Origin of the sequence: Vibrio sp. 2017_1457_13 (assembly GCF_030851525.1) — a bacterium.
Taxonomy (GTDB): Bacteria; Pseudomonadota; Gammaproteobacteria; order Enterobacterales; family Vibrionaceae; genus Vibrio; species Vibrio metschnikovii.
Window position 1 is genome coordinate 129,848 of sequence record NZ_VHTA01000006.1, and the last position, 17,397, is coordinate 147,244.

The following is a 17,397-nucleotide window of genomic DNA, read 5'->3' on the forward strand; positions in this document are numbered from 1 at the left end:
TTATTGTTCCGCGAGTGACGAGGTTGTGGTATTGGCTGCGTCATTTTCCCCAATCACATAGTCTGTCGATATGATTAGGGTTACACTCGCTTACCAATCATCAATCACTCCCAGTCATTGTTGGCTAACAATCGCCTTGAGTCGCTAGGTTTATCGTAGGGCTAAAAATCGTTCTCTTTGTACCATGAGTTGATCGAGTCGTGCATCATAGCGAGCTTGTTGCAAACTACCCAAAGGAGCAAGTTGACTGGCTTGGGTATAAAACTGAATCGCTTTATTCCAGTTTGCGCCTAAGGCAAAAATTTCAGCCCTGGCTGCCAAATCTTCCGCGCTATTACCGCTTCGGCTATTCGCTTCTGCTAACAAATGCCATCCATTGACGTCATTGGGACGCTCATGGGTGTAGCGTTGTAAAATACGAATGGCTTCTGAAAATTTTTCATCTTTGATCAAGACATTGGCGTAGTTTATCACCAATACGGGATTATTGGGTTTTCGTTGCAGTGCTTGAGCCAGCATGGATTGTGCTTCTGTGGCGCGTTCAGTATCAACCAAAAGGTCACTCATCGCATCGAGATAAAAATTATTATCAGGATGGCTTTGTAGCAACTTTTTCAAGCGACTTTCGGCTTCGTCGTATTGCTTAGTATCAAGATAAACGAGAGCTTTACCATAATCAAAGGCGGCGGCCATACCCGGATCAGCTTTTCTTTGGTTACGCTTAAACCAATCTAATGCGGCTTCACTGTTGATTCCTGCATAACGAGCGACAACTCGCGAGCGCGTTAAATGATAATTCAGAGATGGAGCAACGCTAACACTAGGAAATTGTTGTGCTCGAGAACGACTATCTGTAATACGATCTTCGGGTAAAGGGTGGGTGAGGAGCATCGGTGGCGGCGTACTGGCATAACGATATTCGTCAGCAAGACGACCAAAAAAGCGTGGCATGGCATGCACATCAAACCCAGCTTTAGCTAAAGTCGCAATCCCAAAACGATCCGCTTCTTTTTCATTACTGCGCGTGTAGTTAATTTGGCTTTGCATACTGCCAGCTGTCGTCGCGGTGATCGCTGCAATTCCCGCTTGAGGCGCTGCGATGGCTAATAGCAGTGAGCCAGCTAAAGCGGCAATTGTGGCTGGGGAGCGACGAGCTTGCTCTTCCATACTACGCGCTAAATGACGTTGAGTGACGTGAGCAATTTCATGCGCCATGACCGACGCGAGCTCACTTTCTGATTGAGCATGCAGTAGTAGACCAGAATGCAGCGCAATATAACCACCGAAAAACGCGAAAGCATTAATATTACGATCGCGGATCATAAAGAAGGTAAACGGCGTTTTGACATCATCTGAGTTAGCGACCAAGCGATAACCTAGCGCATCAATATACTCATTGATAACCGGGTCGTTGATGATCGGACGGCTGTTACGTAACATGCGCATATACGCATCACCATAGATAAGCTCTTGATCAATTGTTAATGTTGAGCCTGCCACGGTACCAATATCGGGCAGTTCTATGCTATCACTCTCAAAACGATTCGCATATGCGCCAGAAAGTGGACTTAAGGTTGCCGCGAGGCAGAGGTAAACAAGAGAACGTTTTATTTTCATAGTGATAGGTAATGCTCCAAGCTTATCTTTCTCTAAGACACTGTGCGATGCCATTGGTTTCCTACACCGCAGAAAGTCATCTCGTTTACTCACTCCGGCAGTGGTATGATTGAGGCTGATTTATTTTACACACTGTGTTGCGGTTTCTTCTCAATAGTGATTATGAGGCTGACCGCTCCATCCATCAGTAGTTTGAGTCTATATTAAGGATTGAACCCTAAAATGGAACCCAAGATTGTTGATTTACCTAAGTCGTGCTGTCCTATGACATTATTACTTGCAAACCGTCACATCTTAACGCTTGATGATAGAAAAAATCACACTATTCTGATTGGCAGGCAAGATACGGTTGATGCTCCATATTATCTCAATACCATTGCTGTTCAGCACATGAATTTGCCAAATAATCGTTATTTTTCTCGTTCTATTGTTAAGGGGAGCCCGCTCGATGTTTGAAATGCTCAATCGTTGGTATCAAAGACGATTCTCCGATCCTCATGCGGTTAGTTTGGTCGCTATCTTATTTTTTGGTTTTATCATCATCTATTTTTTTGGTCATTTGATCGCCCCATTATTGGTTGCGATTGTTTTAGCCTATTTGCTTGAGTGGCCAGTAACCCAGCTATGCCGTTTAGGAATTCCGAGAACCTTATCGGTTTTGGTCATCGTGTCATTGTTTCTTGGACTCATGTTAGTTGCGTTATTTGGTATTGTTCCGACCATTTGGCAGCAAGTCATTAATTTAATTAATGATATTCCTAATATGTATAACGATTTGCAAAACTTTATTGCCAGTTTACCGGAGCGCTACCCAGAACTGGCCAACTTACAAATCATTGAGTCATTAGTTAATAATGCAAAAAATAAAGCGCTAAGCATGGGAGAGTCGGTAGTCAAAGGGTCATTAGCGTCATTAGTTAGCTTAGCAACGCTCGCGGTATATTTGATTTTAGTGCCGATGTTGGTGTTCTTTTTACTTAAAGATAAACAAGAAATGATGTCGATTGCCAGCGGCGTTCTACCTCGAAATCGACGTTTGGCGACTAAGGTATGGTTAGAAATGAATCAACAAATTTCTAATTATATTCGTGGTAAAGTGTTGGAGATTCTCATCGTCGGTGGCGTGAGTTATGTGACGTTTGCGATTTTGGATTTACGTTATTCTGCTCTGTTAGCTGTTGCGGTTGGTTTCTCGGTTCTGATCCCTTATATCGGTGCTGCGGCAGTCACTATTCCAGTCGCAATTGTTGGTTTGTTTCAATGGGGATTAACGCCTCAATATTATACCTTGTTGATTGCGTATTTTATTATTCAAATTTTAGATGGCAACGTGCTGGTGCCGATTCTATTTTCTGAAGCGGTCAATTTGCATCCGGTTGCCATCATCATTGCGGTTTTAGTTTTTGGCGGATTATGGGGTTTTTGGGGCGTCTTTTTTGCTATTCCTCTGGCCACATTAGTCAAAGCCGTGTGGCATGCTCTACCCAGTAATGATGATGAAACGGTCTCGATTGATAGTTAAGTGTTTACTCGTTATCTGATTGCAAAGCCTCATTGTCGTTAATGAGGCTTTTTGTTTAAAGATAATTAAGCGCTGTTTATGTTGTCGTTGCGGCAAAAGCGTTAACTTTTGCTTACACTCTTAATATCCTCGTTTAAGTTTTGATTGAACTTGGCGATACAGTGATTAAGGCCAACTTCGCCCGAATAAAAAATAAAAATAACATTAGGAAGATTAGTAGAGGGAAATTATGAAATTTAGTCAAAAAATTGTGGCAGCTTCATCTGCATTATTGTTGGTCATCGTCGTTTCATTGTCTGTGCAACAGTTGACGACGGTTCGCTCAGAAGTTCAAGCATTGGTGCACAGCAGTTTAAAAGAGATGGTTGCAGGGGTAAAAAACACCATTACCTTAGATATGGGCAGTAAGAAGGGAATGGCCAAAACCATCACCGAAACCTTAGAACTTGAACCTTTAAATCGTCAATATGTAACCAATGTGCTAGAAAAGCCAACGCTCAAAGGTAGTTTTTTATCCATTGGCTTAGGGTATGAATCTGATGGTTCAATGGTCGAAAATGACGATGGCTGGGAGCCAGGGAGTGATTACGATCCAAGACGTCGCCCATGGTATATCGGCGCTAAAGCTCAGAATTCACTCGTCGTGACTGCGCCTTATGCTGACGCATCGACCAATAACATTATCATTTCTATTGGTACGCCTGTACGCCATGCCGGACGCTTTATCGGCGCGATGTTTTATGATTTAGAGCTCACTCAATTAGCGGAAATGGTCAATCGGATCAACCTGTTTGATGCGGGTTACCTGTTTATTGTGACTGCCGATGGCTCAACTATTGCTCACCCTGAGACTCGGTATAACGGTCAGAAATTGACCGCTTATTTGCCCGATGTTCAATTAAAAGAGGGACTAAAACAGGTTGATATTAATGGTCAGTCACATTTGGTGTATTTTAGTCATGTACCCAGCGAAAATTGGTATGTGGGGGCGGTGATTGATGAGTCGCTCGCATTCGTTGCTCTGACTAAATTACGCAATAGCTCGATTATTTATACTTTGATTGGGGTGATTGTCAGTATTATAGGTTTAACCTTACTAATTAATGTATTAATGCGCCCGCTGAGTGTGCTTAATCAAGCAATAAAAGATGTCGCTTCAGGACAAGGTGATTTAACTAAGCGTCTAGATACCAATACCGATCAAGAGTTCGCAGAGCTTGCTCACGGCTTTAATACCTTCACTGAGACGTTACAAACGCAAATCAAACAATCGAAAGCGATTGGTGAGGAGATCATGCGTGGTGCTGAATTAACCATTATGAGCGTTGAAGGTTCATCTTCAGCGATGCGTTCTCAGTTACAAGAGCTTGAGCAATTAGCGACAGCGATGCATGAAATGTCAGTAACCGCGACGGAAGTCGCCAATAACGCTCAAGGGGCCGCCTCTGCCGCAAAAGAAGCGGATGAAGCAACCATTGAGGGATCGCAAGTTGTGAGTGTGACGACGCAATCGATTGATAAGTTATCCGCGCACATTGAAATGGCCGTTAAAGAAGTTCAAGGTTTGGAGTCGGCAACGGCTAATATTGAAACGATTTTAAAAGTCATTAACGATATTGCGGATCAAACCAATCTATTAGCACTGAACGCGGCCATTGAAGCGGCGCGAGCGGGTGAGTCGGGACGTGGTTTTGCGGTTGTTGCTGATGAGGTACGTACCTTAGCGCAACGAACTCAGCAATCGACCACTGAAATTCGCGGTATGATTGAGCAACTGCAAATCGGCTCTAGCTCGGTCTCGAAAGCAATGAAAGAGAGTAAAGATACCGCGATAGATGTCGTTGCCAAAGCACAGTTAGCCGATGGTGCATTACAGCGTATCCGTCATGCCATTCAGCAAATCAGTGACATGAACTTACAAATCGCTTCTGCCGCAGAGCAGCAAAGTTTGGTGGCCGAAGAAATTAACAGCAATACGGTGAAGATAAAAGATTTATCAACCCAAGTTTCTGACTCGGCAGAAGAAGCAAATATTGCCATGCAAGTTCAAGCTGAGAACGTGCGTGAGCAAGACGCCATTTTAGGTAAATTTATTGTCTGATATCGTTTATCGATAGTCAGTCGTAATAAAAAACCGCTTCGTTAATAACGGGGCGGTTTTTTTCGTTGCCGAGGAGAGTTTGCAGGTAGGGTTAGTGCTGGTTTAAGTAGTTAAGAACCACCTGATGATGATCTTTGGTTTTAAACTTATCAAACACATGAGCAACTTTACCTTGTTCATCAATTAAAAAACTGATCCGATGCAGGCCATCGTAAGTTTTACCCATGAATTTTTTCTCCCCCCAAACGCCAAATTGATCCGCTAACTGATGATCTTCATCGGATAATAACGTGAAGTTAAGCTTATCACGCTCGATAAACTTACCTAACCGAGCCACAGGGTCAACGCTGACACCAAGTACCACCACATTGTGTGCGGCAAGTTCTGCTTGAATATCACGTAAACCTTGAGCTTGTACGGTACAACCTGGAGTCATGGCTTTTGGATAAAAATACAGCAGTACTTTTTTTCCTGAAAAGTCAGCCAGTGAGATGGGATTACCGTGTTGATCAAGGCGAGTCAGCGTCGGTGCCGTTGAACCTACGTGTAGAGGAGTCATGGTGATTCTTTTCCTTTTATTGACTGTTTTTTATGAAATTGAGCGAGCCACGTACAGCCAGTTGATGACAGAGTGCAGCAAACTCTTCTTGTAATTGCATAAGATTATAGTCGGCATTGACCTGAGCAGTAATCGCGATATGAAATTGGTCATGCTCTGTGCTGAGCTTTGATTTGTGAATCGTTTGTGCACTCAATGAAGCCATGCCGATATGCCGTTCGGCAAAAAAATGAGTGAATTTTTCAGTTAAGCCAAGTTTATCGTCAGATTCGACATATACTTCAACGCTATAAGCATAATGTGGCTGATGATGCGGAGAGGTTCGTTTCATCATTGTGATAAGATCGTGTTGCTGTCCGAGCAACGGAAGGGTGCTTTCGATACGAGTAATACTATTTGTATTGCCAGAGACCAACATAATTAAAGTAAATTCATTGCCAAATAAAGCAATCCGGCTATCAATAATATTACCACCAGCTTGAGTCACCAGCTGGATAACTTGGTTACAAATACCCGCACGGTCAGAGCCTATAGCGGTTATCACGAGATGTTGAATCATAAGGCCACTTGAGTTGAATGTTTTCATTGATGTTAACACAGTTAATAAGCGATATAAAAATCGTACATCCGGTGAATGATCATGAGTCAATCATGGCTGATAACCTTCTTACTTAAGTTTGACAACAAGTAGGTGAAACCGGTGTAGATCATGCCTATCCGACGCTGTCATGGCATTCTCGACGTTTGCTTAGCCATAACCATATCGTTTGCTTTGCGTATAGAGATCATTCATTGACCGCCCACTTGCAACGCTAAGTCGTTTAGGTATATAACCCAACTAAGATCAAGTAAGGTTCAGTGGCGCTGGTATAAGATTTGATAAATATTCACGGTTAGGTGTCATTTAAGCAGATTTCCCCCCTTGTGTTTTTTAAGTGCCATGCAGTACCATGCAAAAGTTATCAATTTAGGGAGATAGACATGTTTTCAGGAAGTATCGTCGCGTTAATTACGCCTTTCGACCATGACGGTGAAGTAGACTACGTTAGTTTACAAAAATTAGTCGATTATCATGTCGCAGCAGGAACCGACGCGATTGTTTCTGTGGGTACTACTGGTGAGTCATCGACCCTTTCGGTAGAAGAACATGTCAAAGTCGTGGCGAAAACGGTCGAGTTTTCTGCTGGGCGTATACCAGTCATTGCTGGAACTGGTGCCAATGCGACTCATGAATCCGTGACGTTTAGTCGTTTACTGAATAATACTGGAATCGCGGGTTATCTGAGTGTCACTCCTTATTATAATAAACCGACTCAAGAGGGGCTATTTCAGCACTATAAAGCGATCAGTCAAGAAACTGACATTCCGGTTATTCTTTATAACGTGCCGAGCCGAACGGCTGTTGACTTAAAACCAGAAACGGTTGCTCGTTTAGCGGAACTAAAAAATATTGTTGCACTCAAAGACGCAACGGGTGATTTAAGTCGTATTGCGTTGCATCGTGAGTTGTGCGGTGACCAGTTTATTTTGCTGAGTGGCGATGACGCGACTGGGCTTGAGTTTGTTAAACTGGGTGGTAAAGGAGTTATCTCGGTTACCAATAATATTGCCGCTGCAGATATGGCTCAAATGATGTCACTTGCGCTTTCCGGTCAGTTTGCGGAAGCGGAGGTCATCAATCAACGTTTAATGCCTCTTCATAAGGGGTTATTTGTTGAGTCTAGCCCCATTCCGGTGAAGTGGGCCGCCCATAAATTGGGTTTAATTGCACACGGTCATTTACGTTTGCCTTTGACTGAGCTTTCAGAATCTGCTCGCCCGTTCGTTGCCCAAGCTATGACAGAAGCTTGTATTCTATAACGTTTTACGGCTGAGTCTCTTCTCAGCAACTTAGGAGTTTCAATGAAGTTATCCCACCAGCTGGTTGTTGGTTCGCTGGCTGTATTGGTGTTGAGTGCTTGTTCAAGTAGTCCGGCACAGCGGCGTCAAGCAAAAAATGATTTTGCCTACTTAGAGACCAAACCATTAACGCCTTGGGTATTACCTGAAGGTGCGGTACCTCAGTTTTACCCTAACTATACGATTCCCGAAGGACAATTTCCTGGAAAAATTGGCCGGAAAGTGGATATTCGTCCACCTCAACAAATTCTTGAGTTAATTCCTGGCGCTCGTGCGGAACGGCAAAATGGTGAAGTGACGTTGTGGATGATTCGTCAAGATGAAGCCGATAGAGTATGGCAAACGGCATTAACCATGATGGAAGAGCGAGGCATTGGCGCGGTAGAGCAGAGCGATAATCGTGTCGAAACCAGTTGGATTAATTGGGTCTCTGAAGATGAGGACACCACGCTTGGTAGCCGCTATGAGTTAACTCGCGTTGAGGCTAATAATCGCTTTGGTTTTAAAATTTCCCTGATAGATTGGCGGGAAGATGGCAAGTCAATGCCGGTGACCGCAAGCAATAAAGAACGTTATAACGCTTTTATGACTAATTTAGTCACCAGCCGTTATGATCAGCAAGTACGAGAAGAAGCGACGCGTCGAGCGCAAGAATTAGTCAAGCAGATACCCATCACGATGGGCTCCGACCGTAGTGGTTTACCGGTGATCATTGCTCGTACGCCTTATGATGTGTTATGGCAGCGTTTACCGACTTTATTACCTGAGATGGGCTTTACTATTGAAGAGCGTAATCAGTCACAGGGCACCATCAAAGCGAAGTACGCGTCCCCCGATGATCAATTTTGGAATCACATTGGTGTCAAGCCAATGAATCTAAGAGCGGGCACTTATACCTTCTTATTTGGTGATTTAGGCAACCGAACGTCAGTCAACGTAACCAACTCGGCAGGTAAACCTGTTGAGGAAGAGCTACTGAAAGAGATGGCTCCGGTACTGGCTGCGATTGCAGAGAAATAGTTTGATACTAAGTAACCAATTATAGCGATGAGGGATACTAATGATCAGTATCCCTCTCTTTTTTAGCTTGTTCTTTTTTTTCTGTTTCCTGCTCTGATGGCGTCGGTTCTGAGGAATCAAGTTCGGCAGTCATCGATTGCAGTTTTTTGTCTAGCTCGCTGAGCTTTTCAAAGTCCTTTTTTTTGCTCATGGGTTGGAATTTGATTTTGGATAGGTATTTGAGCGCCGCTAAATTACCAATAATCAGGCTCATGGCAGCAATTGAAATCACCCATGGGTTGAATAAAAAGTCCATATCCGTCCTGCCTATGCAATATTGATGATGTACTGATTGTAGATCGTCTCTAGGTTTTGTAATACGGTTTGTTTGCCTAATAGCTGTTCTGGTGCTAATTGTTCGGCGAGTACGTCAAGGGTTAATTGTGTTAAGCACCTTTCAGCGGTCAGTCGGTGACTAATATGCCAAGGTTCAAAGGCGACCCCGATACCATTCTGTTGGTAAGGGAAAAAAAATCTAAACGGTTCGATATGTGCTTTTAACCATAAATAGAAAGGGTGTTGATGAGCCTGCAAATATTCCCAAGGCTCTAGCTGTAATGACTCTCCGGTTGGTAATCCATGACGATCAAAAACGTCAAAATCGGTTCCCCAGTGATGGCGACTTGCGCCAGGTAACGCTGACCAACGTAAAATAGCCCATACTCGTTGTTCTTCTGAGTAATGAGCGGTATCAATAGGCTGACTTGCTTCATCTAAGATCGCGAGTTCGCCCCTCATTTTACGATTCCATATACTCTGCTGACGTGCAAAAGATCGAAAGCCGCTGGCGATATTAAAATTAAATCCAGCTGAATCGGCCGCTTGTTTTAAAGCAAGCAGATCTTGGCTTACCTCTGGGTGAACCCAAAAGTTTTTTTGGCCAACGATCACCGCATTGAGGTGATCGTCGGTTTTTCCGGTTAATTGTTCAGGTGACATCATTGGCCGAAAAGGTGCTCCAGCACGTTTTGATACATGTCCGTGAGTTTTTCTAAATCTGCGATGCTGACACATTCATTGACTTTATGAATGGTGGCATTGACAGGTCCTAACTCGACGACCTGTGCGCCCATTTTAGCAATAAAGCGGCCATCAGAAGTGCCTCCAGTGGTTAATAACTGGGGCTGTTGATGATTGACCTCTTGGACGGCGCAAACAACCGCATCAAGTAGCGAGCCGGCATCAGTCAGAAAAGGATCGCCACTCAATGTCCATTTTAGCTCATAGTCTAAACCATGAGCATCCAATACCGAGTGAACGCGGCGTTTGATCTCTTGCTCGGTCAATTCGGTACTAAATCGGAAATTAAATTGCACGCTAAATTCGCCAGGTATCACATTTGACGCGCCCGTTCCTGCTTGCAAGTTCGGGATTTGGAAGCTAGTTGGCGGAAAGTAAGCATTGCCGTTATCCCACGTGGTTGCCGCGAGTTCCGCTAAAGCGGGTAGCGCTTGATGTACGGGGTTATTGGCTAAATGAGGGTAAGCAACATGGCCTTGTGTTCCTTTAATGGTCAGATCACCGGTGATCGAACCACGACGCCCATTTTTAACAACATCGCCGACCTTTAAGGTACTAGAAGGTTCGCCGACAATGCACATATCAATCAGCTCATTGCGAGCCATTAACGTATCAACCACTTTAGTGGTCCCGTTAATAAAAGGGCCTTCTTCATCAGAGGTAATTAAAAAACCGATGGAACCCTTGTGATTGGGATGTTTCGCTAAAAAGCGTTCCACCGCCACTATCATGCAAGCTAATGAGCCTTTCATATCCGCGGCACCACGACCATGCAGATAGCCATCAATGACGGTTGGTTCAAAGGGCGGTGTGTGCCACTGAAAAAGAGGTCCTGCTGGGACTACATCGGTATGACCTGCAAACACAAACAAAGGACCTTCGGTTCCTTTACGAGCCCAAAAGTTGGTCGTATCTTCGAAGATCATCGGCTCAATATTAAAGCCCAGCGCGGTAAGACGTTCAATCATCACCTGTTGGCAACCTGCATCATTTGGGGTGACGGATTCGCGACTAATCAAATCTTTTGCCAGCGCGAGTACGGGGCTATCTATCATCCTTGTTGTCCTTGTAGTGATGGAAAAAGAGTAGCGTAATCATCGGTACTAAAACCGACATAGAGTAACTTCTCGATACGTAAAATAGGGCGTTTAATCATCGCTGGTTGGTCAAGCAACAAAGGGAGAGCGGTCGTTTCATTGAGGTTCTCTTTTTGCTGTGGGCTCAATTGGCGATAAGTCGTTCCCCGTTTATTGATCACATTCTGCCAACCGAGTGCTTGAAAAAACTCATTCACTAACTCAGCAGTAATACCATCTTTTCGGTAATCATGAAATTGATATTCGACCCCTTTGGCGTCTAACCATTTTCGCGCTTTTTTGATGGTGTCACAGTTGGGGATGCCGTAAAGAGTAATAAGCATAAGATTCCTTTTCCTCGCTCTGGTGCCAATTTATTGTGATTATTGGCCCGTTAACAATAGGGGTGAATTCAGTGTCTAAATCCTAACAGGAAGCGTAAGCGGTGACAAAAAAACCTATTTGGCGGTTTGCTATTGTTAAGATGATTTGGCTGTGCATGTACAAAAAAACATACGGATGACAGGTTAAGGATAAGAAAGTGGTTCGGTAGCACCACCGATTGGCTTGTTATTGATCGAACGCAACATCTTAACTGACAAAACAGAAATAATGTGCTCTGCACCATTTAGGAGGTATCAATGGAATTGAGTCCTGTTTTTGCAAGGCGTTTGTATCTCGCCTTATTAGTTGAAAGCCTTGAACGGCCAAATGTCCCTAAGTTGATTGAAAAAACCGGATGGCCGCGTCGCACCATTCAGGATGTGATCAAAGCGATGCCGGGGATCGGAATTGAGCTCAGCTTTGTTCAAGATGGACGTCGTCATAATGATGGCTATTATCGGTTATCGGATTGGGGACCGTTTGATAGTCAATGGGTCATCCAACGTAAAGCGGCGATTGCAGCAAGCCTTGGATTTCATGCTTAAGCCAGTCTATGCTGGCTTTTTTTATCAACTGGCTTTTGTTGAGAGATAAACAATAAACCCCATCCAACTGATGATTAACAGTCCCCATGGTAACCATGGCTTTGATTTTGCGCTGGGTTTGGCAGGGAGTGGCATGACTTCTTTCGTCGTATTCTCTGCCGTATGCCTTAATTGCTGAGACTTTTTTTTGGCTCTATCGGCCTGACGGCTTTTCTCTTTTTGTTGTTTCTTATAGAGTGCGATACCTTTTTCTATACCTTGCGCAATTAACTTGGTTTGTTCTTTCGTTTGGCCCGGTTTTTGTGAGGCTTTAGCAATGGCTTGTGCTTCTTGCTGAGTTTGTGGTGACGGAATAATGGTCTGTTTCATTAATAACCCCTTTTCAATATTGATCAGATTAACATGCCTTGATTCATTTCCTCAACTGAGGACGAGTAAGGTTTAAACTTGAGTTGTTAAGGCATAGGCGATGAGTCAGGATTACGTTAAAGTAGCAGGCATAATAGTATGAATTTATGATGTATTATGCGATATCCGATCGAACACTATGACCGTTATGGTTACCTTAATGCTTCGTTATGGCTCTGGTTGGGCTGGTTGTTTTTAGCTCGCGCTTGGGTCGTTTTTGTGGTGGCAGGAGTAAGCCGAGAACATGGTTCAACCATTCTGAGTTTTGTGTATCCCGACCACGATATGCTGTACTTAGGGTTAATGACTGGTTTACCTAGCTTACTATTGATGTGGCTTATTCACCTTAGACAAGAGCAGCGACGTTTACTTATCGCCGGTTTACGTTTAGGACGCGCCATGACCCTTTGTGTACTCATTATCCAATTAGTACAAACGGTTTATCATGTTTATTTAGATCATGGCGCATTCCAGTGGGCTAATGCATTGACGCTGCTCATCTTACTGTGGTTTGGTTTTTACTTGATACGTAGTCGTCGAGTTAAAGCGTGCTTTGATTCTACTGGCCCGTTGAGTTAAACGGTTATTGATTACGTACCCAAATCTATCTTGTCGGGCGCTCTTCTTATTTCATTACCGATCATCAATGATGATCGGTATCATGACTCAAGATTCTGTTCATTTTGCCGATACGCTAGTTAAGTATTTGTTCACAGAGCAATTTGATAAAACAGCATGTCTCTTTCGGTCAACACCAATGTTTCGGCTTTAGTCGCTCAGCGCCATCTTAATCAAGCGTCAGTAGCCCTTCAGCAACCACTGGATCGATTATCTTCCGGTAAACGAATTAATCGAGCGAAAGATGATGTCGCTGGGTTGCAAATCTCCAATCGATTAGAAACACAGATGCGAGGTTTAGGCGTCGCAGCGCGTAATGCGAATGACGGTATTTCGATCATGCAAACCGCAGAAGGTGGGATGCAAGAGACAACAACCCTTTTGCAGCGAATGCGCGATCTCTCCTTACAGTCAGCGAATGGCTCGAATAGCCAAGCTGAGCGACAAGCACTACAAGAAGAAATGAGTGCTTTGAATGATGAAATAAACCGAATTGCAGAAACCACCTCTTTTGCTGGGCGAAAATTACTCAATGGACGTTTTGGTTCGGCTTCTTTTCAGATTGGTGCGGCCTCTGGAGAGGCGGTACAAGTCGGTTTGAAATCGATGCGGAGTGACCAGTTGCTAATGGGTGGCTTTAAATATGTTTCTCTTCCTAAAGATCCCGATTGGCAAGTTGAACAAGGTAATCATCAGCTTTCTATTTCGTTTATGAATCGCGCAGGCATAACAGAAACTGTCGATATTCAGGCTAAAGTCGGTGATAACATCGAGTCTTTAGCCACTTATATTAATGGTCAAACCGATAAATTGTCCGCCTCAGTTAACGAAAATGGACAATTACAGATTTATTTCGAAAATCAACATAGTCATTTTATTCACGGCCAGCCTTATTTTTCAGGTGGTTTGGCTGACCAGTTACAGCTTACCTTTGGAAAATATGAAACCGTTAATGATCTTGATATCACTTCTGTTGGTGGTGCGCAAAGTGCTGTCGCTGTGATTGATACTGCATTGCAGTATGTCGATAGCCATCGGGCTAAATTAGGTGCTCTCCAAAATCGTTTTTATCATGCCATTAATAATCTTGATAATATGCATGAGCACTTGGCTGCTTCAAATAGTCGGATTAAAGATACTGATTTTGCTAAAGAAACCACTCAAATGGTTAAACAGCAAATACTGCAACAAGTCAGCACATCTATTCTTAGCCAAGCGAAAAAGCAGCCTCATCTTGCATTGTCTTTACTGAATAATTAAAAAAACGATCGTTATCGACAGGTCATTTAAAAGCTTGAGTAAAAAAAAACGCTATTTTTGTTATTTTTCCTAGTTTGGTGCGTTTTTAACCACAAAGTGAGTTTTTTTAAAGAAAAGCAAAAAAAAATCTAAAGGTTTTTCAAAACACGCCGCTAAGAAAATAACTTTGAGATAACTACCTTGGTTTTACGAGACGTCGAAAACCGGAAACATCGGAAAATCAATTGGAGAAATTACCATGGCAGTGAATGTAAATACCAACGTAGCCGCAATGACCGCACAACGTTACCTAAATAGCGCGACTAATGCGCAACAAACATCGATGGAGCGTCTGTCTTCAGGCTTTAAGATCAACAGCGCTAAAGATGATGCTGCTGGTCTACAAATCTCTAACCGTTTAAATGTACAAAGCCGTGGTTTAGATGTCGCAGTACGTAACGCCAATGATGGTATCTCAATGGCACAAACGGCTGAAGGCGCGATGCAAGAAACCACTAATATCTTACAACGTATTCGTGATCTATCATTGCAATCGGCTAACGGTTCTAACTCAAAATCAGAGCGTGTCGCGATTCAAGAAGAAGTAACCGCGCTGAATGATGAGCTCAATCGTATTGCTGAAACCACGTCTTTCGGTGGTAACCGCTTACTTAACGGCACCTTCCAAACCAAGGCATTCCAAATTGGTTCGAACAGTGGTGAAGCCGTTATGTTAACACTCAATGATATGCGTAGTGATAACGTTAAAATGGGTGGTACGAGTTATGTCGCTGCAACTGAAGCCGATAAAGATTGGACCGTTAGTGATGGTAATAATGAACTAACCTTAACGCTTAATGATGTCAATGGCGTAGAGCAAACCATTAATATCAGTGCTAAAGTTGGCGATGATATCGAAGAGCTGGCCACTTACATTAATGGCCAAACTGATATGGTTCAAGCATCGGTCAATGAAAAAGGGCAACTACAGATCTTTAGTGGGGAGCATAAAGTTACTGGTGATGTGACCTTTGGTGGCGCATTAGCGACTGAGTTGGCGATGGGCCCAGCACAAGCGGTGACGGTGAATACGATTGATGTCACCAGTGTTGGTGGAGCTCAAGAGTCGGTCGCTATCGTAGATGCGGCGTTACAATATGTCGATAGTCACCGTGCAGAACTTGGTGCCTTCCAAAACCGCTTTAACCATGCTATCAACAACTTGGATAACATTAACGAGAACGTTAACGCATCGAAGAGCCGTATTAAAGATACTGATTTTGCGAAGGAAACCACAGCGTTAACCAAAGCACAAATCCTTGGTCAAGCTTCAAGTTCTATCTTAGCTCAAGCCAAACAGGCACCGAATGCCGCATTAAGTTTACTTGGCTAATTAATTTCTGCCTTTACAAAGAATCCAGCTTCGGCTGGATTTTTTTATGTTTGAAATTGAGTTAGGTGCGGCGGTTTATTGTAATCTTTAGCTATAGATGAGCGTTATTTTTTGAGCTGGATCGCCTTTTAGCGATGAGAAGAAAAAAAATAGAAAAATGTCGACTATTTCCCTAAAGGATATTTAATCGAGGCCGTTAAAGGATACGAGAGAAATGAGGTATACCGACGAGAGGTGAGAGACTTGAAGGTATGCCAACTATCCGCCTAAGGAGATCAAACTATGGCAATTAACGTAAACACCAATGTGTCGGCGATGACCGCACAACGCCACCTGAATAGTGCGGCTGACGGTGTGCAAAAATCAATGGAACGCCTATCATCGGGGTATCGTATTAACAGTGCTCGTGATGATGCAGCAGGCTTACAAATCTCAAACCGATTGACTTCACAAAGCCGTGGGCTTGATGTCGCGGTACGCAATGCTAATGATGGGATCTCTATTGCTCAAACCGCAGAAGGTGCGATGGGCGAAAGTACCAATATTTTGCAGCGTATGCGAGATCTTGCTCTGCAATCTTCTAACGGTTCAAACTCACGCTCTGAGCGTGTCGCGATTCAAGAAGAAGTTACGGCCCTTAACCAAGAACTTAACCGGATTGCGGAAAGTACCTCCTTTGGTGGTAACCGGCTGCTGAACGGCACTTTTGGTAGCAAATCTTTCCAAATTGGTGCTGAATCAGGGGAAGCGGTGCTGCTAACGATGGGAAGTTTGCGCTCTGATACGGCTGAGATGGGCGGAAAAGCGTATCGAGCAGAAACAGGCCAAACGCCGGATTGGAGAGTCACCACTGCGACCGAACTCACGCTTAACTACACAGATAAGCAGGGTGAAGCGCGAGAAATCACTATTAACGCGAAAGTCGGTGATGACCTTGAGGAGGTTGCGACTTACATTAATGGTCAAAGTGAAGATATCAACGCGTCAGTCGGTGAAGATGGCAAGCTTCAACTGTATGCCTCTTCGCAAAAAGTAACCGGTGATGTGACGATAGGTGGCGATCTTGCTACCGAAATTGGTTTTGGTACAGGGCAAGATGTTAACGTGAAAAACATCGATGTGACTACCGTGGCCGGCTCACAAGAAGCGATTGCTATCCTTGATGGCGCGTTAAAATCGGTGGATAGTCAGCGAGCTTCACTAGGTGCTTTTCAAAACCGATTCTCTCATGCGATTAATAACTTAGAGAATACCAATGAAAACGTTAATGCCTCGCGCAGTCGTATCCAAGATACGGATTACGCACGTGAAACAACGGCAATGACTAAAGCACAAATTTTGCAGCAAGCGAGTACCTCAGTATTAGCTCAAGCGAAGCAGTCACCATCTGCAGCTCTTAGCCTGTTAGGTTAACTGACGGTGCAATGGGCAGCATGGGTAGCTGAACGCGCAATTAGCGATTAAGCTACCTATAAGGTGGAAGGGAGATTGTTATGGAAGTACCATCCTACACATCGAACATCCAGCCTTACGGCTCGCAAAGTGGCACTAAACTTGCTTCAGGAAACGACAGCGTGGTAAGTGCTTCTTCGCAGGAGAGTCACCGTTCGGTGCGTAAGACTGAAAAAGTCAATGCGCAAGTGTCTGAACAACTAAAACGCAACCAAGAACAAGCGTTGCAAGCCGCGATTAAACAATCTCAAGAAAGAGAGCGGATAAACGAGCAGCAACGCGCAGTGGTTATTGAGAAAATGGACGAGTTTGTTAATTCGATCAATAAAGGTTTGGCGTTTCGGGTTGATGAAGAATCCGGACGGGATGTTGTGACGATTTATGAAGCCTCTACGGGCGACATTATTCGGCAGATCCCTGAAGAAGAAATGCTTGAAGTATTACGGCGTCTCTCTCGTGAGCAGAGTCCAAAGTCAGGCTTGCTGGTGATTAAGGCGTAATCGTA

General features: G+C 43.8%; 19 protein-coding genes. 11 read left to right on the forward strand and 8 right to left on the reverse strand.

The features are described from left to right. Window positions 1-150: 150 nt before the first annotated feature. Window positions 151-1,617, reverse strand: coding sequence for a M48 family metallopeptidase (locus FKN88_RS09925; RefSeq protein WP_154170744.1), 1,467 nt, complete (start codon window positions 1,615-1,617; stop codon window positions 151-153). A 222-nt stretch (window positions 1,618-1,839) separates the two neighbouring features. Between FKN88_RS09925 and FKN88_RS09930 the strand changes: the two genes are divergently transcribed. The 3 genes from FKN88_RS09930 (at window position 1,840) to FKN88_RS09940 (ending at window position 5,240) form a co-directional block, all read left to right on the forward strand. Beyond that, complete coding sequence (locus tag FKN88_RS09930; RefSeq protein ID WP_040904123.1) at window positions 1,840-2,073, forward strand: hypothetical protein; 234 nt, start codon at window positions 1,840-1,842, stop codon at window positions 2,071-2,073. Further along, a complete protein-coding gene (locus FKN88_RS09935) occupies window positions 2,066-3,139 on the forward strand; it encodes an AI-2E family transporter (RefSeq protein ID WP_004394738.1) in 1,074 nt (357 codons plus the stop codon). The genes FKN88_RS09930 and FKN88_RS09935 overlap by 8 nt, the downstream gene beginning before the upstream one ends. Before the next feature lie 229 nt (window positions 3,140-3,368). Next, window positions 3,369-5,240: a methyl-accepting chemotaxis protein gene (locus FKN88_RS09940; RefSeq protein ID WP_154170413.1), complete on the forward strand. Its 1,872-nt coding sequence runs from the start codon at window positions 3,369-3,371 to the stop codon at window positions 5,238-5,240. Window positions 5,241-5,331: 91 nt separating this feature from the next. Here the strand turns inward: FKN88_RS09940 and bcp are convergent, their stop codons facing one another. Together bcp and FKN88_RS09950 are read right to left on the reverse strand one after the other, a co-directional pair. After that, window positions 5,332-5,799, reverse strand: a complete 468-nt coding sequence (bcp, locus tag FKN88_RS09945) for a thioredoxin-dependent thiol peroxidase (protein ID WP_154170415.1) — start codon at window positions 5,797-5,799, stop codon at window positions 5,332-5,334. Window positions 5,800-5,815: 16 nt separating this feature from the next. Continuing rightward, window positions 5,816-6,358, reverse strand: coding sequence for a glycine cleavage system protein R (locus tag FKN88_RS09950; protein ID WP_040904125.1), 543 nt, complete (start codon window positions 6,356-6,358; stop codon window positions 5,816-5,818). 422 nt (window positions 6,359-6,780) lie between these two features. Here FKN88_RS09950 and dapA point away from each other — a divergent pair, with 422 nt between their 5' ends. Both dapA and bamC read left to right on the forward strand, forming a co-directional pair. Continuing rightward, window positions 6,781-7,659: a 4-hydroxy-tetrahydrodipicolinate synthase gene (gene dapA, locus FKN88_RS09955; RefSeq protein WP_004394742.1), complete on the forward strand. Its 879-nt coding sequence runs from the start codon at window positions 6,781-6,783 to the stop codon at window positions 7,657-7,659. 42 nt (window positions 7,660-7,701) lie between these two features. Next, the gene (gene bamC, locus FKN88_RS09960) at window positions 7,702-8,718 is read left to right on the forward strand and encodes an outer membrane protein assembly factor BamC (protein ID WP_158138781.1); all 1,017 of its coding nucleotides are present in this window, start codon (window positions 7,702-7,704) and stop codon (window positions 8,716-8,718) included. Between the two features lie 37 nt (window positions 8,719-8,755). Here the strand turns inward: bamC and FKN88_RS09965 are convergent, their stop codons facing one another. Genes FKN88_RS09965 through FKN88_RS09980 form a run of 4 tightly spaced genes read right to left on the reverse strand, consistent with a single transcriptional unit; the run spans window position 8,756 to window position 11,197 of the window. Beyond that, window positions 8,756-9,013 (reverse strand): DUF2897 family protein, encoded by a 258-nt coding sequence (locus FKN88_RS09965; protein WP_040904127.1) that lies wholly within the window; start codon window positions 9,011-9,013, stop codon window positions 8,756-8,758. A gap of 11 nt (window positions 9,014-9,024) precedes the next feature. Continuing rightward, window positions 9,025-9,696 (reverse strand): M15 family metallopeptidase, encoded by a 672-nt coding sequence (locus FKN88_RS09970; RefSeq protein ID WP_306687518.1) that lies wholly within the window; start codon window positions 9,694-9,696, stop codon window positions 9,025-9,027. Further along, window positions 9,696-10,832 (reverse strand): succinyl-diaminopimelate desuccinylase, encoded by a 1,137-nt coding sequence (gene dapE, locus FKN88_RS09975; protein ID WP_154170419.1) that lies wholly within the window; start codon window positions 10,830-10,832, stop codon window positions 9,696-9,698. Before dapE ends, FKN88_RS09970 begins: the two co-directional genes overlap by 1 nt. Further along, complete coding sequence (locus FKN88_RS09980) at window positions 10,829-11,197, reverse strand: ArsC family reductase (RefSeq protein ID WP_154170421.1); 369 nt, start codon at window positions 11,195-11,197, stop codon at window positions 10,829-10,831. The genes dapE and FKN88_RS09980 overlap by 4 nt, the downstream gene beginning before the upstream one ends. Before the next feature lie 297 nt (window positions 11,198-11,494). Between FKN88_RS09980 and FKN88_RS09985 the strand changes: the two genes are divergently transcribed. Further along, window positions 11,495-11,782: a helix-turn-helix domain-containing protein gene (locus tag FKN88_RS09985; RefSeq protein WP_004394748.1), complete on the forward strand. Its 288-nt coding sequence runs from the start codon at window positions 11,495-11,497 to the stop codon at window positions 11,780-11,782. 24 nt (window positions 11,783-11,806) lie between these two features. Here the strand turns inward: FKN88_RS09985 and FKN88_RS09990 are convergent, their stop codons facing one another. Further along, window positions 11,807-12,151, reverse strand: a complete 345-nt coding sequence (locus tag FKN88_RS09990) for a DUF2956 domain-containing protein (protein WP_154170423.1) — start codon at window positions 12,149-12,151, stop codon at window positions 11,807-11,809. 156 nt (window positions 12,152-12,307) lie between these two features. Here FKN88_RS09990 and FKN88_RS09995 point away from each other — a divergent pair, with 156 nt between their 5' ends. The 5 genes from FKN88_RS09995 to flaG all read left to right on the forward strand — a co-directional run bounded on the left by FKN88_RS09995 (window position 12,308) and on the right by flaG (window position 17,392). Next, window positions 12,308-12,769 carry a DUF2919 domain-containing protein gene (locus tag FKN88_RS09995; RefSeq protein WP_154170425.1) on the forward strand — a complete coding sequence of 154 codons (462 nt, stop codon included), beginning with the start codon at window positions 12,308-12,310 and terminating at the stop codon, window positions 12,767-12,769. A 156-nt stretch (window positions 12,770-12,925) separates the two neighbouring features. After that, window positions 12,926-14,068, forward strand: a complete 1,143-nt coding sequence (locus FKN88_RS10000) for a flagellin (protein ID WP_306687508.1) — start codon at window positions 12,926-12,928, stop codon at window positions 14,066-14,068. A 238-nt stretch (window positions 14,069-14,306) separates the two neighbouring features. Beyond that, the gene (locus FKN88_RS10005; protein ID WP_004394751.1) at window positions 14,307-15,440 is read left to right on the forward strand and encodes a flagellin; all 1,134 of its coding nucleotides are present in this window, start codon (window positions 14,307-14,309) and stop codon (window positions 15,438-15,440) included. Window positions 15,441-15,722: 282 nt separating this feature from the next. Next, the gene (locus tag FKN88_RS10010; RefSeq protein ID WP_004394752.1) at window positions 15,723-16,853 is read left to right on the forward strand and encodes a flagellin; all 1,131 of its coding nucleotides are present in this window, start codon (window positions 15,723-15,725) and stop codon (window positions 16,851-16,853) included. An 80-nt stretch (window positions 16,854-16,933) separates the two neighbouring features. After that, the gene (gene flaG, locus FKN88_RS10015) at window positions 16,934-17,392 is read left to right on the forward strand and encodes a flagellar protein FlaG (protein ID WP_072669917.1); all 459 of its coding nucleotides are present in this window, start codon (window positions 16,934-16,936) and stop codon (window positions 17,390-17,392) included. Window positions 17,393-17,397 lie beyond the last annotated feature (5 nt).

Excerpts from the sequence above, each read along its gene's own strand:
- FKN88_RS09925 (WP_154170744.1), bottom strand. The coding sequence starts at position 1,617 with ATGAAAATAAAACGTTCTCTTGTTTACCTCTGCCTCGCGGCAACCTTA.
- FKN88_RS09930 (WP_040904123.1), top strand. The coding sequence starts at position 1,840 with ATGGAACCCAAGATTGTTGATTTACCTAAGTCGTGCTGTCCTATGACA.
- FKN88_RS09935 (WP_004394738.1), top strand. The coding sequence starts at position 2,066 with ATGTTTGAAATGCTCAATCGTTGGTATCAAAGACGATTCTCCGATCCT.
- FKN88_RS09940 (WP_154170413.1), top strand. The coding sequence starts at position 3,369 with ATGAAATTTAGTCAAAAAATTGTGGCAGCTTCATCTGCATTATTGTTG.
- bcp (WP_154170415.1), bottom strand. The coding sequence starts at position 5,799 with ATGACTCCTCTACACGTAGGTTCAACGGCACCGACGCTGACTCGCCTT.
- FKN88_RS09950 (WP_040904125.1), bottom strand. The coding sequence starts at position 6,358 with ATGATTCAACATCTCGTGATAACCGCTATAGGCTCTGACCGTGCGGGT.
- dapA (WP_004394742.1), top strand. The coding sequence starts at position 6,781 with ATGTTTTCAGGAAGTATCGTCGCGTTAATTACGCCTTTCGACCATGAC.
- bamC (WP_158138781.1), top strand. The coding sequence starts at position 7,702 with ATGAAGTTATCCCACCAGCTGGTTGTTGGTTCGCTGGCTGTATTGGTG.
- FKN88_RS09965 (WP_040904127.1), bottom strand. The coding sequence starts at position 9,013 with ATGGACTTTTTATTCAACCCATGGGTGATTTCAATTGCTGCCATGAGC.
- FKN88_RS09970 (WP_306687518.1), bottom strand. The coding sequence starts at position 9,696 with ATGTCACCTGAACAATTAACCGGAAAAACCGACGATCACCTCAATGCG.
- dapE (WP_154170419.1), bottom strand. The coding sequence starts at position 10,832 with ATGATAGATAGCCCCGTACTCGCGCTGGCAAAAGATTTGATTAGTCGC.
- FKN88_RS09980 (WP_154170421.1), bottom strand. The coding sequence starts at position 11,197 with ATGCTTATTACTCTTTACGGCATCCCCAACTGTGACACCATCAAAAAA.
- FKN88_RS09985 (WP_004394748.1), top strand. The coding sequence starts at position 11,495 with ATGGAATTGAGTCCTGTTTTTGCAAGGCGTTTGTATCTCGCCTTATTA.
- FKN88_RS09990 (WP_154170423.1), bottom strand. The coding sequence starts at position 12,151 with ATGAAACAGACCATTATTCCGTCACCACAAACTCAGCAAGAAGCACAA.
- FKN88_RS09995 (WP_154170425.1), top strand. The coding sequence starts at position 12,308 with ATGCGATATCCGATCGAACACTATGACCGTTATGGTTACCTTAATGCT.
- FKN88_RS10000 (WP_306687508.1), top strand. The coding sequence starts at position 12,926 with ATGTCTCTTTCGGTCAACACCAATGTTTCGGCTTTAGTCGCTCAGCGC.
- FKN88_RS10005 (WP_004394751.1), top strand. The coding sequence starts at position 14,307 with ATGGCAGTGAATGTAAATACCAACGTAGCCGCAATGACCGCACAACGT.
- FKN88_RS10010 (WP_004394752.1), top strand. The coding sequence starts at position 15,723 with ATGGCAATTAACGTAAACACCAATGTGTCGGCGATGACCGCACAACGC.
- flaG (WP_072669917.1), top strand. The coding sequence starts at position 16,934 with ATGGAAGTACCATCCTACACATCGAACATCCAGCCTTACGGCTCGCAA.